Origin of the sequence: Desulfonatronovibrio magnus (genome assembly GCF_000934755.1) — a bacterium.
GTDB lineage: Bacteria > Desulfobacterota > Desulfovibrionia > Desulfovibrionales > Desulfonatronovibrionaceae > Desulfonatronovibrio > Desulfonatronovibrio magnus.
On record NZ_JYNP01000087.1, the window covers coordinates 1 to 16,001 of the forward strand.

Consider the following 16,001-nt stretch of genomic DNA (forward strand, 5'->3'; position numbering starts at 1 on the left):
TTTTTGTATTATCCGGCTTGTTGATCCAGACCTCTTTAGGCAGAGGTGGATTTTGCGGCATCTTATTTTTGAACCTGATTGGATTTTTCAGATATGCCTCGTAAAGCACTTGATTCCTGAAGGCGATGACCTGTTCGGCCTGTCCGTGATGAACCTGTGATGGGGTTAAAAGGCTTATGCCCCCATGTTTATGTTCATAGTTGTACCAAGGGAAAAACTCTCGTCCAAAAGAACGTGCATCCTGGATTGAGCCGAATCTTTCAGGGAACTTTGGACAATACTTTACTGTCTTGAACTGGGCCTATGAATACGGATTGTCATTACTGTTGTACGGCCTTGAATGGGACTTGGTTACCCCAAGGTCAGCCATAAGTTCTGTTACCAATTTAGCTTTCATGCTTGATCCACGGTCAGCATGAATGATTAGCTGATCCTTGATAATGCCTTGTTTATCACAAGTTTCAGCAATGAACTGCTCAGCCAGGGAGGCGTTTTCGGCCTCAGCCACCATCCACCCGGGAACATAACGGCTGAAGATATCCAGGATTACGTAGAGGTAAAAATATGTCCACTTTCGTGGCCCCTTAAGCTTGGTGATATCCCAGGACCAGACCTGCTTTGGTCCTGTGGCTAAAAGTTCCGGCTTAACATAATGTGTCCGGCTGACATGTTTTCTTCGTTCTTTGACTTCCTGATGTTTATCCAGAATTCTGTACATGGTCCGTATCGAGCACAGATATTGTTGTTCATCCAGGAGCGTGGCATAGACCTCTGCAGGCGCAAGGTCCTGAAAACGCTCAGAATGCAAGGTATCAAGGACCACCTGTTCCTCTTGTTCGCTAAGAGCCAGAGGTGGTTTTGGTCTTTCCTCTGTGGGCTTCTCAGGTCTAAAGAACCTGTAAAAAGAAGCTCTTGGGATCTGCAAAGCATCACAGGCCTCCTTGGTGCTGCCTATGGCTTGCTTTAACTCCATGGCGGCGTTCATGCTTTGCTCCCGATGCCCGGAAACTCCAGGATCTCTGAAATTTTTTTTTGAAAGTCGATTATTGTTTCAGCTTTTTGCAGCTGCTTTTTAAGCCTGATATTTTCACGTTCAAGTTCCTGGATACGCTTTTTTTCTTCCTTGTTTTTTGATTCTTTGGGACCACGTTTTCCGGATAGTCCCTGAAAGGCCCCCTGTTCTCTTTGTTTACGCCACCTGCTGATTGTCGAATAGTACAAACCCTCTCTTCGCAGAAAAGCGCCAAGCTGGCCTTGTTCGCTAAATTTATCGACCTGGTCAAGGATACGGAGCTTATACTTTGTGGTATAATACCTGCGCTTTTTCTTTGGTAAAACTTCAGGATTAGCTTGGCCGATCCGCCCTTCCCCCTCCCGGGAGGGGGAAGGGTCCTCAACTGACTTGAGATTCAATCCACTGCCGACATTGTGTTCTTTTGTTGTATACATCATGTGATTCACCTTATCCGCCCTTGCTTAATTATTCAAGTGGTCGGTGTCTCACTTTCATTGGCACAGAGGAAAGGGAACTTTATGAGCAAGACAATACTCGCCAAAAACAATGATGAATTTGATCGACGGTTTGATAACGGTGAAGATATTCACTCCCTGATCAATCTCTCTCAAGCCGCCATATCGAGGCCAGGAGAAAAATGCCGGATCACCCTGGAGGTCAGCCAATCGCTGGCAGATGCTATTGATGGAATTCGTCGCCAAATCGGCGTGGAACGCAGTGCTCTGATTAAAGTCTGGCTCCACGAAAGAGTGCAAGAGGAACTCCGGCAAGGGCATAACAGGCAATAGTAGACCAGCCACGAATCATCATCAGTTTAAAAAGTAGCGCAGCGGCGAAGCATTATCCCTCCTACAAAACGGATTCAAGACTTCCTACTGTCTCAGGTCAGCAAGCCAGTTCTTAAGCACATTCATATTGTCATTGGCCATATCTTTGCGGGGTTTGAATGTAATGGCAATACTACCGGGAAGGCACTGGATATTTTTCAGTTCAATGGATCTGAATATTCTTTTGGCATTTCCACCAGCGTCTTTAAAATCAAACTTGATCAGCCCATCCTGCACTTCAATGTTGGCCTTTTTTAGAGCAGTCTCCTGCCCGAAAGCAGCCATAAACACCTTGACCATGCTAAGCTTGAACAGATCAAAATACCCGCCCTGCTGCATTTTCAAATCATAGTCCAGCATCTTCATGAAAATAACCTGCTCATCTTTTGTCCAGGTTATTTTCTCAGGTCGAAGCTCAACCTTGAATCCAGCATCCTTAACATGCTTGCTCAGCACACCATTTACAACGAGCTTATCCTGCTCGGCCTGGAAATGAACTTCAGACAGGCCCTTTTCAGACAGCTTGCCCCTGAATCTTTCATCAGCCTGGACAGCTTGATTAATCAGTTTGTCAGAAATATCCAAAGTTCTCTCTTTAAAAAGGAATTCGCCTAACTGATCCTTGGCGTTTGAAAATTTATCTTGAAATGCTGAAAGTAGTTTATTCATGATTCCTCGCTACAGAGTAGCTATTAGTTTAAAAATATAGCAATTATCCAGCTTACAGTAGATTATTGACATAATAAAATATCCATGCAGAAATAATTGCCACCCACGTAACCGCTGAGTAAATCAACATGCGCATCCTTGCAATTTATCCGGGGTCTGCTTGGCCGAATGCTGATACCTGATTCATCATATCCTCCTTTTTTTCAGGAAAGATAACAGGCAGGAGCGAAGGCGTAAGTTCGTTTGAAATTTAAAAAAGGTTTTTGGTGGAAAAAAATTGAGCTGAAGTACTTTTATCGATTTATCGGTTATTTCTGGGCACAACCATCTGATTGGACAGGCTGTGAGCTGCACGATTTGGTATCTTGAGCTTCTTTGTCCAATTGATCTATTAGCATCAAGCCGGAAATTTCGTCTTCAACTGGAATCCTGCATCCATTTCCCACCACATACCATTGAATGCCTATGAGCATCAGTTTGTAATTTGAATTATGTGCCATGGATTTCTTACCTACCGCTTAACCACCGGTTCTATTTGAGGATTCAACCTGTTTAATGGCTTTGTCAAAGTCAGATTCAATGCGCTGGGTTTTGTTGAACTTGTCATACTCAGCAAATGCCTTTGCTTCGGCCTGTTTGCGGGAAACAGAGCCATAACCTTCAAGAATGCGGAACTGGGTGGCTTTGGAGGAGTTTACCCGGTAGCCAACTGAAATTATGGCGTCCAAATTGTAAAACTCCAGATTCCTTTTAACCTGACGAGAACCTTCCTGTTGAACAGTTTCCAAAATGGAAACAGTTGCCTCACGCACCAACTCCCCATCGGCGTAAATATTGTCTAAATGCTTCGAAATGGCGGGAACACCAACTCCGAAAAGCTCCGCAATACGCTTCTGCGTCAGCCAGATTGTCTCATCGTGCACAATGCACTCCACTTTGACCTGACCATCGGGCGCAGTGTAAAGAAAGAAGTCTGTCAGTTCGTCCTTTGTGGCCATGCGGCGCTCTTCTGTGTTTTCTGTGTGGTCCATAGTTTTATTCAATCCGTATTCACCTGGGTCCATATGTGATATTTTTCGTGCCTTTAGTATGTTTCGCGGTTTTTTTCTTTGTTTTTTATTTTAACTTTTTGAGCGTCTTATCTTCTGTTAACAACCTCATCTGCTGTATGGCTGTATTGTTCAAAATTCTAAGCCTTTCAGACTGCTCCAGTCCCTGCTGAATGAAGTGAGCATTCAGGTTTTCCAGATTTGCCAGACAAACCAGCTGACTTACCAGCGTGAAAAAGTCCTTATTAGGCAGAGTGTTCATCCCGCCACTCTCTGGCGGTCTTCCCGAAAAGAGCCATATTCAGGATATCGGCTTCCGGCGCATAAATGAAGTTCACCTGCTGCCTGGTCAATTCCGGTGGAATCAGGTTTTCTTTAATGGCGTCAGTATGAATCCGATAATTGATTTTGGTGAGCTGGCGTTTCACATCCCAACCAAGCTGCTTCTGTTCTTCTTCCTTGAGGCGTTGAAATTCTTTGATAAGGTAGAGCTTGAATTCGACGGATACCCAGGAAGCAAACTCAAAGGCTATGTCCTTATGTGCGTAAGTACCTCCATAGCGTCCTGTTTTGGAGTCCAGGCCGATGGATCTGGTTAAAGAGATCCATTGCTTGGGCGTAAGCGTGAAACTGTTCAGTCCGGCCTGCTTTTTAATCCCGTCGAATTCGACGGGATTAAAATCAGGATTGTGGAGCTGCTCCCAAATCCCTAAAAGTTCCAGTGTATTGCGATTTCTAAGCCAGTTTCTGATTAAGTCGTCTGGATGCTTAGGATTTCTCGATTTTGCGATATCAGTAATGCAGATAAAGTCGTTTTGATCGATTACCTTTATTTTTACCTCAGTATTCAAAACTGTGATCGTATTATTCTTAGCCATCACAAATCTCCGTTTTCAATATAACTGAATTCCGTTAGATTAAATATATCTTTCATGGAATAACAAAAATGACTACAATAGATTATCAACACATCCCGGAAATGATTTTTTGAACATAAATATCTTTCTCATCTTTCTGAAAAAACACATTGCGCTTAGAAAACTCGAGGATGTCGCCGCCTGACCACCATTTTACATCCGCCAGCCAGCTATTGGAAATGATGAAAGAATACATGGCAACGTCCTTGTCACCCAGCCTTTTTTCCAGATCTTTTATTTTTTGGTGAAACATTATCTTGGGATCGTTCAGGCCGTGCAGCCTTAGTATTCCTTTGGGGTCAATAAAGGCGATCCGTTGCCTGCTGCCCTGCACAAGCCAGAGGATAAAGTCCGGATGAAAATTATCTGCTTCAAAAAAGCCAATGCCCTTACCTTTGCTTAAATTCCTGAGCAGATACAAATCCTGATTTTCAAACTGGCTTTTATTTTTCTGATAATAATCCCTGATATCCAGGACAAAATCTTTTTCTCCCTGGTTCAGGGCGACAGGCGAAATCTTGACCAGCTGGGAATCACCCTTGATATGCAGCAGAGGCAGGTAAAGATGGCTTAAAAAAACTATGGAATGAAGTTTTCCATATTCAGCATCCTGGAGTACACCCTGCTCAATGGCGGACTTTATGGTTTTGACTTCAGCAACTATATTTTGGGCAGACTGATCAACAGCAACTCTGTACTGTTCAAAAAAATTTGGATCGTCTTTTCCAAGTTCTTTGTAGGCCATAAAGGGTTTTTCATATTCTTCTTTTTTATAGCCATAAAACCGTTCGCAATACTTCTTAAGCAGGGCAATGACCACTTCCTGACAGCGCCGGATATTATCAAAGCTGACAGGATCAATATCATCCTGCGGGATCAGCAGTTTGTACCACCCGCCTTTAAGGACCAGGGATTGAAGGTTGTCCTTGGCCAGATTGAAATTATACCAGGCCCGGTCATTCTTATACCTTACAAGCTCAAAAAAGACTTCATCCCAGTCAATAAAAGCCAGATGCTGATCAGTAAGCCCCCTGATCTCGTTTTTCTGCCCATCACCAAGCCCTCCGGCTATGCCTTTGGCAACCAGGGCCTGGATTCTGGGATACCAGTCTAAAGTAACAGGTCGCCTGGAAAATGACTCAGGCGGATGTTCAAGAGTAATCCGTTTGTCCTTCTTAAAATCAACACCATCTGCCACACTTGGAATTTTGAGCTTGACCTTGCCCAGATTTTTAACCACAGGCAGAACAATTTCTTCAATTTCTGAAGGCAGGCCTTCCTCTTCGAGATAGTCCTTGAACTGCTGCATATAATCTGCCCGGACCCCAAAGACATTCAATGTCTCGCAGGTTCGAATATAATCCGGCTTTTTTACATTTGTCAGTTCAGAACTGCGCTTCAGACAGAAATTATAGCCTTTCAGCCTCACGCCCCGGCCAAAGAGCTGGATAATTTCAGAACCTTCGCTTTTGCCGATATTCATAAGCCCCATGGTGCTCACCCGCCAGCTGTTCCAGCCTTCAGTAAACTTTTTGGAGCCGATAAGCAGATTGATTCCACCATCTTCATCACTGATTTTTTGAAAAAGAGATTCTGAAAACTCTTTTTCAACTGTGACCAGTTCATCCAGTTCATTGCACAGGTTCCAGAGTTTTTTGGCATCACCAACATTAATCACTCCAAAGGGTTGATTACCCTCCCCTATTCTCAGGGCAATCTCGCCATCACTGCCCTTTAAATGTTCCACATGAACCTTGCCTGGTACTCTGGCATGAAAAATCCGGCTCAGCATATCATTATAAACTTCCTCAGCCTTCAGGTTGTCTATATGCAGGTGACCAAAGGCTGCCGCAAAAATGCTCCTGCCCTTTTCATCTGTCAGTCCATCACGGCCTTTAAGTATCCGATCCAGGGCCTCAATGCTCTTTTCCCTGTCTTTGGTGAATCTGCTGATAAACCGAAGGATTGCAGTTACATCTGAAACCTGCTGCTTATTTTCTGTACGCACAGCATTAACTCTGCTGCCCACAAACACCCAAAGCGGTTTATGAATTTTAAAGGGCCTAAGCTCTTTCTCACCTTTTTCAAAAAGACGAAGCTGCTGATAAAAGGCAAGCATGCACGCTGTAAGATATAGCTGTACCCGCTCCGAATCTGAATCATCAGCAAGATTGAGAATACGGTAGTCCTTGCCATATCCATCCCGGTAAAAATAGCGATACGAATAATCGAACAAGATCCATCTGGCGTACTGATTGGTCAGGGACTTATTGCCGGCAGCTTTAAGAGACTGGCCGAAAGTGGCAGAGTACTCAAATGAAAAACCATCCCGGCAGAGTCTGTTTCGTTTATCCATCCATTCTTTGCCGCCGGAACCTTTATGTCCTTCATCCACAAGGACCAGATTATTGCTAAAAAAAGAACCCACTGATACAGTTTTTTCCCCTGCCTGATCCTTCAGCTTGTGGATATCAATGATTTCTATGTGGCCTGATCTGCTTTGCGAAGCTCCATTTTTTTGAAACAAATCTGCTGTCATTTTTGACTGCTTGAATTCTTCCAAATGCTGCAAAGACAGACCTTCATTGGGAGTGAGCAGAATTATCAGGTTAAGCTCCCGCTCATGACCGTATTTTTTCAGATAATACCGGTATTGCAGGATATTGATGTGCATGAGCAGAGTCTTGCCGGAGCCGGTTGCACTCCAAAAGGCCAGCTTATTTAGTTCTTCCAGTTTAAACTGTCCCACCTGGTCAGGATTGTCCAAGCTGGAATTGAATTTTCTGGCAAAATAATTGAGCTCTTTTAAAAGTGCCTGTTTATCCTGGAAATATTTATCTAAGTAGATTTCTGTAAAAAGAAGAGAAAGATACTGAAAGTACTTTGGTCTGATGTGCTTATTTTCAAAAGCGCGGGGCTGGGCTATCTGGTTCCACCAGCGAACAATATTTTCATCATAGGCCAAAAGCAGATCCCTGGAAAATGGAGAATCTGCAGGCAGCCTCATGCTGATGACCTGAATAAACCTGCTGATATTGTCTTCATCAAACTCCTCAAGACTGTCATCCTTGAGATGTCTGGAAAGATCATCAAGATCATCTGCGCCAAAAAGGCTCAAGACCCACTTACTCAATACCAGGCGTCTGAAAAAAGGAAGAGGCATTACACATCCTCCACATCAAACATGAGGCGCTTGAAATCATCTTCAATAAGCCTGACTTTCCAGGTCTCATCAGAGCGTCTCAGATTTTCCAGGTTGTTGTCGCCATTAACATAAATGAGATCAAATTCAGTGTCCCTGGGATTGAAATCCTGCTTGCGGAAAAATGTATCCAGATCCTCATTGCTGGTTTCCTTAGTGTTGCGCCAGATAACCAGGACCTTTTCGCCGGTGAGTTTTCTGCCCTCTATTACTTCCACACCCCGAATCATTTCTCTGCGGACAACACAAAGACCGATCAGGTAATTAAAGGTCTCCACCAGGTCCACTGTTCTGGCTCTGGTTTCTCCAGCACTGCCAGTGGCGATTTTCAGGGTATAGCTCCATGGGTCTACAAACTGATCCAGATTCAACAAAGACGGACTTTTCCTGCTCTCCTCATCCATCATATAGGAAAGCATGTATTCTTCCCTGAGACTGGGAAACTGACCGAGCAGCCGAGCCTGAGCCTTAGTAAGCTTGATGCTTAGATTGTTCAGAGTGTCTTCGTATGACTCAAGGCGGATGTATTTGAAGCAGTGGGAAATGCCGGTGTCTCGGGCAGTAGGCTTGCCGCTTTTCCAGTCTTTGGAATAGACAACTTTTTGGATGCGTGGCTTGAGAACTGTGTCAAAGTAGTCACCCATTTCCACCAGGATGTATTTGCGTTTGCCGTGGTCTTTGGCATTTCGATTTAGATCAATTACGGCGTGCCCCGTGGTTCCGGATCCAGCGAAGTAGTCAAGAATTAAATCCTCCTTCTTTGAACCTATCTGCAAAACCTTTCGCAATAGTCCTGTTGGCTTGGGGAATCCAAATTCTTTGAACCCAAGCGAACCAACTTCGACAGTACCCTGTTCATTAATAACTTCCTTTTCAGTCCATATTGTCTTTGCCTTGGTAGAACTCTTCCTTGCTTTTTCGTAAATATTCCATCCGCCATCTCTTTTTTTCTTTGCTATAAGAACAGAAAGATCATTATATGAAAGAGCTTCTGAAACTTTATCTTTGCCCCATCTCCAACAGGAATCTTCCCCTTCACTGTTTTTTGGGAAAACTTCAAATGAAAACTGTTCAGATTTATTTAAGGATATTTTTGCGTAGCCGTCCTCGTATAAATTCTTCAAATTAACATAAATTGGATAATAGAGGTTTGGTCGATTGTGTTTCCCAAACCTTGGATTTCGATTTCTTAACTCCCACAGCTCAAAGTGACCCACATCATCTTTCATAGAATTTGGAGCTACTTCTTTTGGCAGTTCAAAAACCTCTGCTTTTGAGCTAGCAAGGTAACAAAACAGATATTCGTGAGTTTTAGCAATAGACTGATAGGTCTGCCCGCGTTTATTTGATTGGATTATTAACTGAGATTCGAATTGTTCGAAACTAAAGAAACTGTCCAAGACACTTTTCATGTTGTACACTTCATTATCATTTATACTGGCAAAAAACACTCCATGCCCTGATATTAGAGGTAAAAAACACTCCATTCGATTTGCAAACATAGATAGCCAGCTTGAATGCTGATAGCTGTCTTTATAAGCAAACCCGTCACCACCAGTATTATACGGCGGATCAATATAAGTACAACTTACCTGCTCCCGATATCTCTCCTGCAACAAATTCAAAGCCTGAAAATTCTCTGAATGAACCAGCAGGCCATCACATTGTTCGTCAAAATCATCCAAGGAGGCTAACAGTCTGGACTTAAAACTCTGGTCAAAAAACCTTGTATCCAGAACAAGCTTGTCATTGGCTTTGAGAAATTCAACTGTCAGGGGTTTTGAGTAACCGGGATTAACCAGGTCAGCCTTGATTTCATCAATGGCAAAGAGATGCACCCATTCATCATGCTGATCCTGGTTGGCAGCTATTTCCGGATACATATCCTCAGGTATCCGGTCCAGGGTAACGCAATAGTTGGTCTCCACAACAAATTTTTTCTTGAGCCACAGTTTTTTCTGAAAATTCTCTATCTGTTCAAGAAACTGGATAATCTTATGGGCGATCCTGCGGATGACCTTGATCTGACTCAGATACTGCTCAACCCTGGGAGCGGTTTCCTCTTCTATATCATCCAAGTGCATGACCTCATTCTTGATATAAAAATCCAGTTCCCGTCGCAGGAACCCGCCCAAATCCTTATGAATGAAGTAATCAAAAGTATTTTTGGCTGTATAGCTGAACAGATGTTTTTCAAGGGTGGTTCGTTCTCTATTTTTTTCTGTAGGTTCATATCTGGCAAGCCATCTAAGCCAATTCTTGTAGACCGGGTCACTGTTCATGATATCCAGGAGTCTTTGCACTGCCTTTTTGTTCAGGGCGTCCTGTTTTTCCTTTACTGGCTGATACTCAAAACGGATGATCAGTTGCCCGTCTTCTTCTATCATGGGGTCTTCGGCACACAACACAAACCTGCGCTCATTTCCTGACTGTGCCTTGTTATTGGCTAACTCGGTATCAGCCTCAACCAGCTTGAACTGAACTGTCTTTCTCTTGTCTTCACTCCCAGGAGCTGGGGGATTGCCGATTTTAAACGTGTAATCCCGGAAATTTTCAGAGCTTTTGATATAATACTGGTCAGCATTGGCCCAGTGAAGTTTTACCTCTTCACCTTCATAAGGAATAGCGTAAACATCCTTTTTGTATCTTCGCAAAGACAGAAAATCGCCGTCCTGGTAATAACGGCTGAAGAAATTATACAGATGCGAATATACCTCATTTTCCAGTGCAGTCACATCAGTGGAGGAACCAAGCTTCTGCCTCAAGGCCAGAACTGTGGGAGATTGCTCCGGATAAATTCCAAGGTTTTCAGCCTGCTTAACCGCAGCATCAAGTTCAGCCTGAATATTTTCCGTGCCCGCCTGATCATATACAGCAAAAGCCTTTCGCACCTGGGGCAGAAGATCATTGTCCATGAAGGCTGATATCTCGTCACGCTTCTGGTTCATTATTCTGTATATTCCAAAATCAAGATCAGGACGGTCAATCTGAAACAACTCTTTCAAGAGTTTTATCAGCCGATTATAGTTCTCTGTCATTGGTTTATCCTTTGGAAATTCTGGTTTTGCCACTAAACAACTTCCCATTGCACAGTAAAAAGGTGAGCTATGCTGGTCTTTCTTTTTAACCTCTTCTCAAGCATGGAGATCATCTGGTCACGCTTTTCCTCGATCTCGTCTTCCACTTCAAATATCCTGCTGCGCTGCTTGCGCTTGAGTTTTTCCAGCTCGGCTATTTTGGTTTGGATATCTTTTTGTTCCTGTATGGTGGTTGCCATTCTGGCCTGTCTGTTTAAGGCTTTAATCTGGGCCTTGGTATCAGCCAGCTCTCTTTCTGAAGCCTGAACCATATCATCTGCCCAGCGCTCTAAGCGTTCTCTTTCCTCATGAAAAAACTTGTTGTTTTCTTCCAGAGACCTGCTGATTGTGGCCTGAGCGTGGCGAGTCACATCATCTGAAAGATTCTTCTTGAAGTCATGGGGGAGAATAAATTTGTCATGCAGCACCTGAGCACTGCAATTAAACAGCTTGACGCAGGTTTCCTGATTCAGCGGTTTTCCCATGGTATCAAAGCCGGAAAAAAGAAGGTATTCTTCCTTTCGGAAAGACTCAATGGTTAATAAGCTCAGGTTCATCCACCCGGACTTGCCTTTGAGCTGCTCTACAATGGAAATTCTTGTAGGATGGCCTGATATATCGAATCTGACCAAAGCTTCTGGGGTATGACAGTTTTTTCCCTGTTCAATGACATATTCCCCCAGGGGATGAGACGGCCTGAACAGATATTCACCAGGGATGTTTTGTTTGTCTTTGGAAATAAGATGATAAGTTCCAGGGCGTGCTTTCTGAATGGGAGACGGATTCAAAGAAAAGGAAAGTGCCTGATCGTCAAAGCAGGCATGACTTTGAAGAATAAACTGGCTCAGTGTCCAGAACCTTTTACCAAAAATATCCAGCTGACTCTGGGCATCATTCAGCTGCACCCTGAGCCGGGTATGAACATCCTCATCAAAATGGTCCAGAATAAGTTGCCTGGTCTTTTCCAGCTTGTCTGAAATCTGCTCTTCCAGTTCTTTCTGCAATATCTCAAAGGCCTGGGCAATTTCCTCTGAAGTCCGGCAGGACTGATAAATGCTTAGAATACGTTTTTCAAAGTCAACACCGGACTCAATTGAGCCAAGTACAGCATCAGAAGACCCAAAAACACCATTGAACAGATTAAACTTTTGCTCCAGAAGCTCATAAACTCTCTGATCCGCTGCATTTCGCTCATTCAAAAAATTTATGACCACAACATCATGAGCCTGCCCGTATCTGTGACACCTTCCAATCCTTTGCTCAATGCGCTGCGGGTTCCAGGGTAGGTCGTAATTTATTACCAGTGAACAGAACTGAAGATTTACACCCTCAGCCCCGGCTTCTGTGGCAATCATTATCTGAGCATTATCCCGGAAGTGTTCTATCAGGGCAGTTCTGACATCAATGGGCCTGGACCCGCTGGACCTGCCTGTGCTTGCGTTTTTTTCAAGCCATGACTCGTAGATTGCTTTTGAATCCTGATCTGAATTGGTTCCATTAAATGTAACCACCCTATTGGCATATCCATTGGATTCAAGAAACCTTTTCAAGTAATCTTGGGTCCGTCTTGACTCGGTAAAAATCAGAGCACGCCTGCTCGCCCCCATTTTCTTCATTTCTGAAAAACCGCTTTCCAGAGCCTTGAGCAGGGTTTTGGTCTTTGTATCTATCTGAATATTAGAAGCCCAGCTGATGAACATATCCAGTTCGGATATTTCCTGTTCGAGTTTTACCAGATCAATTTCATCATCTAAGGAATCTTCCGTTTCAAGTTCGAGAAACTCCTCTTCCAGAAATTCATCCTCCAGTTCTTCCTCAGCCATCAGCCTGGTGGTCAGATCCTTTTCGGTTTCCACACCCTCCTTAATGTCTTGAAGGCGTTTTTTCATGGTTTGCAGGGTTCCAAGAAGAGCCTGGGATGATGAAGCAAGGAGCTTGCGCATGATCAAGGTGATGAGCTGCCTCTGCTGTTTGGGGAAGGAGTAAGTATCATCTCGCTTCAAAAAATCGGATACAGCATCATACAGGCGCTGCTCTTCGTCAGTTGAGCGGAAGGTGAAGGCAATGGGCCGTCTTTCAGTATACTGAATGTATTCAAGAACATCCTTGCGCAGGGTTCTCTTGCAAATGGGCTTTAATCTTTCCCTGAGGCCTTGGACATCCCCGCCGCTGTTCATAAAGTTGGAACGAAAAGAGCTGATTTCGCCGAACATGTACTCATCCAGGAAGGTAGACAAGCCGTATAGTTCCAACAGAGAATTTTGAAGGGGTGTGGCAGTCATCAATATCTTGTACTTGTCCTCAAAGGCCCATCTGAGGTTCTGCCCCATCTTGTTGCTTGCCCGGTATGCGTTTCGCAGCTTGTGAGCTTCATCAATGACAACCACATCCCAGTTGACAGCCCGAAGCTCTTCTTTCATCCGGGAAGCATAATGAAAAGATGTAATAATAACCTGGTCCTGCTCAAAGGGAGCTATGTTTCCACTTGACCTTTCCTGCCGGTAAGCCTTGGCATCCATGATCATGCCTGGAAGGTTAAACTTTTCGGACAACTCAAGCCCCCATTGTTTTCTGAGCGAAGCCGGGCAGACAACAATGATCCTGCGTTTCTGCTCTGCCCAGAACTGACAAAGAAGAAGACCAGCCTCAATAGTCTTACCAAGACCAACTTCATCAGCAAGGATAACACCTTTTGACAGGGGAGACCTCAGGGCAAACAGGGCCGCATCAATCTGGTGAGGGTTAAGATCAACACAGGCATCAAATAATGACCTGGATATACGCTCTACTCCATCAAGGGGTTTCTGAATGGTCAGGTCATGGGCAAAATATTTGGCGTGGTGAGGTGTGGGCATGGGGAGTTTATATTAATATTTCCATTTTTGAGATGTGTGAGACGTCAAGTTACCCTGGTTTGGACATCCTGAGGCTTTTGTTCTGAATCCTCAGCACCGGAGTCCAGCCATAGCTCTGCATATTCAGGGGTCACTCTATAATATGCCTGTTTTTCGCCTCCGACAGCCCATTGAGCTTCCAATGGCCAATTAGAACGCCCTAATCGTTTTTTTACCGTCATTGTAAGCACAGCCAAGTCAGCCCGCGCCTCGTATCTGGTTCTGCCAGCTTCAGCTTCAACTTCTCGAAGGGGAACAAACTGACCAGGCTTAGCAGAGCATAAGTTCAAGGCTGCCTGTGTTGTTGGGTTGATATATTGCCTTAAGAGTTGAAAGTCCTCAATAGTCCAGTCAACCACAGGATATTCAGGTGTTGGCGGCCTGACATTTGTTTTAAAAGGGGCTACTGTGAATTCCTCTACATCCTGGACCGGATAAAGTTTTGACACGGTAATGATTGTTTCACTGATTGTTCTGTAGGCCAAAAACTTTTTCAGAGTTATGTCCAGTCCCATTTCTGTGAGCCAGACTACAGAGGCAGTGAGAGTTGGCGGGAAGTCTGAAGCAACAAGCACAATTCTGGGCCTTCGAAGCGATTCCACTGACAATTCAAAGTCAACATGTTCATTCAGCTGGTCTAATGCCTGTTCCTCATCAGTCTTGTCACCTCGACTGCTCAAAAACCGGGCATGCTGGGAAGCAAGTATTTCCGGTGTAAAACGACTGGCCATAGCGGCATATTTGATTGCCTGCATCTCGGTGGCTTCAGGGGCCTTATCCCTCTTTAACTCCACAACTACCAGACGCCCGGATTTATCAAGACCAAGAACATCTAAACGATCACGTTCATTCTGCCCTGAAAAAGACTTCCAGCGATCAAACTCAAAAGCAATTATCAGAACATCACTGCCCAGTATCTGGGGATGGGCAATCACCCACTCCTGAAGGTGGCTCCGCTCAGTTAATCCTGCCTCAGCAAGAGTGATTTGCTGAGCTGGACTTGCTGTTGCCTCTTGTACTGAAAAAACAAGTTCATCATTCATTATTATACCATCTGTTTGCTTTCTCCAACAACAAAAATTTCCATCTCCAGGCAGCTATACTCCCCCATATCTGTAGAAACTGAAGTCAGGCTGGACTTAAGCTTGTGTCCATTATCCATGAGATCTGCAGGAAGCGGGTTGTGAGTTCTGGGTATATAACCCAGCTTGTGGCCGCTTGAGGTGAATACGGCAATGGCTTTGCTGTCATGAGGGTTGCGGGGCTCCCGCAGTAATTTCAAAGGCTGACCTGGTTTAAGATCTGAAAATATCATCGGCCCCTGGTAGTAAGGAAATCCTGCCACATGGCATTGAAAAAGGGATACAGGCTTGGAAATAACTTTCTTGGCCTTTACCTCTGGAACTTTTCCTCCAAACACCAGCGCCCCAAAAAATGCGCTGAAAATACCCATAAAACTTCTTCTTTGCATAATATCTCCTTTAGGCAGGTTGTGAAAACACATAACTTTTAAAATCAGTAAGCCGTTTCTTTAGCAGATCAACATTTTCTCTGGCTATTTCTTAACTGGGATCATAACTGCTTACAGTAAATACTAATCTCCTCCCGCAAACGCCCAGTCAACCTCTCATCACCCACAATCCTCACATCCGGAATCCAATGCTTGACAAAACAAAGCACCTCAATATCCCGGTGATAAGTCATTTCAAGGTGCAGGCCATGGTCGTCTTCATTAATGATGAAAACAGCAGCCCCTGGGTTGCGCTTGAGGTAACGCCGGGCATCACCAGTTGCCACAAGACTGACCTTGTTTTTGCCTTCTTTGAACCATGCAGTGTTGAGGTCACCGTAAGTTTCGTCTATTTCTTTTTCTTTAGTGGGATCTATGGTGTAGGTCTCAGGAGAAACCCTGATGTTTTCTATACTTTTGAGATAAAAGGTCTTGAGGATCCCTGCAGCATGATCCAGGGCAATGAGATACCAGAAGCCCTGGAAATTGCCCAAGCGATATGGATCTGCCAGATAGGTTTTCTGGTCACCGTGTTTGGTGGTATAATCAAATTGAAGTTTCTGCCGGAAATTGATGCTCTGCTTGAGCAGGTAGAAGGTATCCAAGTGCTCAGAGATATCTTCAAAATTAAGATGGATGGCAAATGTGCGGTTGGAGTAGCCTGCACCTCTAAGCAAACGTCCAACAATATCTTTGTAGTTGGGGCTTACCTGTTCAGTGAGAGCTCCCATCAGTTCAATAACTGTACTCTCTGCATGATTGGGAGTACCCTTGAGGCGATAACCTTCAATGAAAGAATAACTGCCATCCTCATTTTTGATGATGGGAAAAGTGCTTAGCC

The 16,001-nt window shown here is 44.2% G+C and carries 11 protein-coding genes and 1 pseudogene; 1 reads left to right on the plus strand and 11 read right to left on the minus strand.

The window, feature by feature from the left end; all coding sequences use genetic code 11:
• Positions 1-1,359 (minus strand): annotated as a pseudogene (locus LZ23_RS09515) (IS3 family transposase); the annotation flags it as partial.
• A 174-nt stretch (positions 1,360-1,533) separates the two neighbouring features.
• Here LZ23_RS09515 and brnA point away from each other — a divergent pair.
• Entirely contained in the window at positions 1,534-1,803 is a 270-nt protein-coding gene (gene brnA, locus LZ23_RS09525; protein ID WP_045213660.1) for a type II toxin-antitoxin system BrnA family antitoxin, read from the plus strand.
• Between the two features lie 84 nt (positions 1,804-1,887).
• On the opposite strand, the gene LZ23_RS09530 is transcribed toward brnA, so the two are convergent.
• From LZ23_RS09530 to LZ23_RS09575, 10 genes are all read right to left on the minus strand, one after another.
• Positions 1,888-2,511 (minus strand): hypothetical protein, encoded by a 624-nt coding sequence (locus tag LZ23_RS09530; protein ID WP_045213662.1) that lies wholly within the window; start codon positions 2,509-2,511, stop codon positions 1,888-1,890.
• Positions 2,512-2,819: 308 nt separating this feature from the next.
• Positions 2,820-3,011, minus strand: coding sequence for a hypothetical protein (locus LZ23_RS09535; protein WP_045213664.1), 192 nt, complete (start codon positions 3,009-3,011; stop codon positions 2,820-2,822).
• Between the two features lie 18 nt (positions 3,012-3,029).
• Positions 3,030-3,554 (minus strand): virulence RhuM family protein, encoded by a 525-nt coding sequence (locus tag LZ23_RS09540; RefSeq protein ID WP_232300453.1) that lies wholly within the window; start codon positions 3,552-3,554, stop codon positions 3,030-3,032.
• 251 nt (positions 3,555-3,805) lie between these two features.
• Positions 3,806-4,438: a KilA-N domain-containing protein gene (locus LZ23_RS09545; RefSeq protein WP_232300454.1), complete on the minus strand. Its 633-nt coding sequence runs from the start codon at positions 4,436-4,438 to the stop codon at positions 3,806-3,808.
• An 85-nt stretch (positions 4,439-4,523) separates the two neighbouring features.
• Positions 4,524-7,640, minus strand: a complete 3,117-nt coding sequence (locus LZ23_RS09550) for a DEAD/DEAH box helicase family protein (RefSeq protein WP_045213665.1) — start codon at positions 7,638-7,640, stop codon at positions 4,524-4,526.
• On the minus strand, positions 7,640-10,717 hold the full coding sequence (locus tag LZ23_RS09555; RefSeq protein WP_045213667.1) for a site-specific DNA-methyltransferase: 3,078 nt from the start codon (positions 10,715-10,717) through the stop codon (positions 7,640-7,642). Before LZ23_RS09555 ends, LZ23_RS09550 begins: the two co-directional genes overlap by 1 nt.
• A gap of 32 nt (positions 10,718-10,749) precedes the next feature.
• On the minus strand, positions 10,750-13,611 hold the full coding sequence (locus tag LZ23_RS09560) for an SNF2-related protein (RefSeq protein WP_045213669.1): 2,862 nt from the start codon (positions 13,609-13,611) through the stop codon (positions 10,750-10,752).
• A 44-nt stretch (positions 13,612-13,655) separates the two neighbouring features.
• Positions 13,656-14,693, minus strand: coding sequence for a PDDEXK family nuclease (locus tag LZ23_RS22545; RefSeq protein WP_052507273.1), 1,038 nt, complete (start codon positions 14,691-14,693; stop codon positions 13,656-13,658).
• Between the two features lie 2 nt (positions 14,694-14,695).
• Complete coding sequence (locus tag LZ23_RS09570) at positions 14,696-15,121, minus strand: HIRAN domain-containing protein (RefSeq protein ID WP_052507274.1); 426 nt, start codon at positions 15,119-15,121, stop codon at positions 14,696-14,698.
• Between the two features lie 101 nt (positions 15,122-15,222).
• Positions 15,223-16,001, minus strand: a 779-nt coding sequence (locus LZ23_RS09575; RefSeq protein ID WP_045213671.1) for a helix-turn-helix transcriptional regulator, incomplete at its 5' end; no start/stop codon positions are given.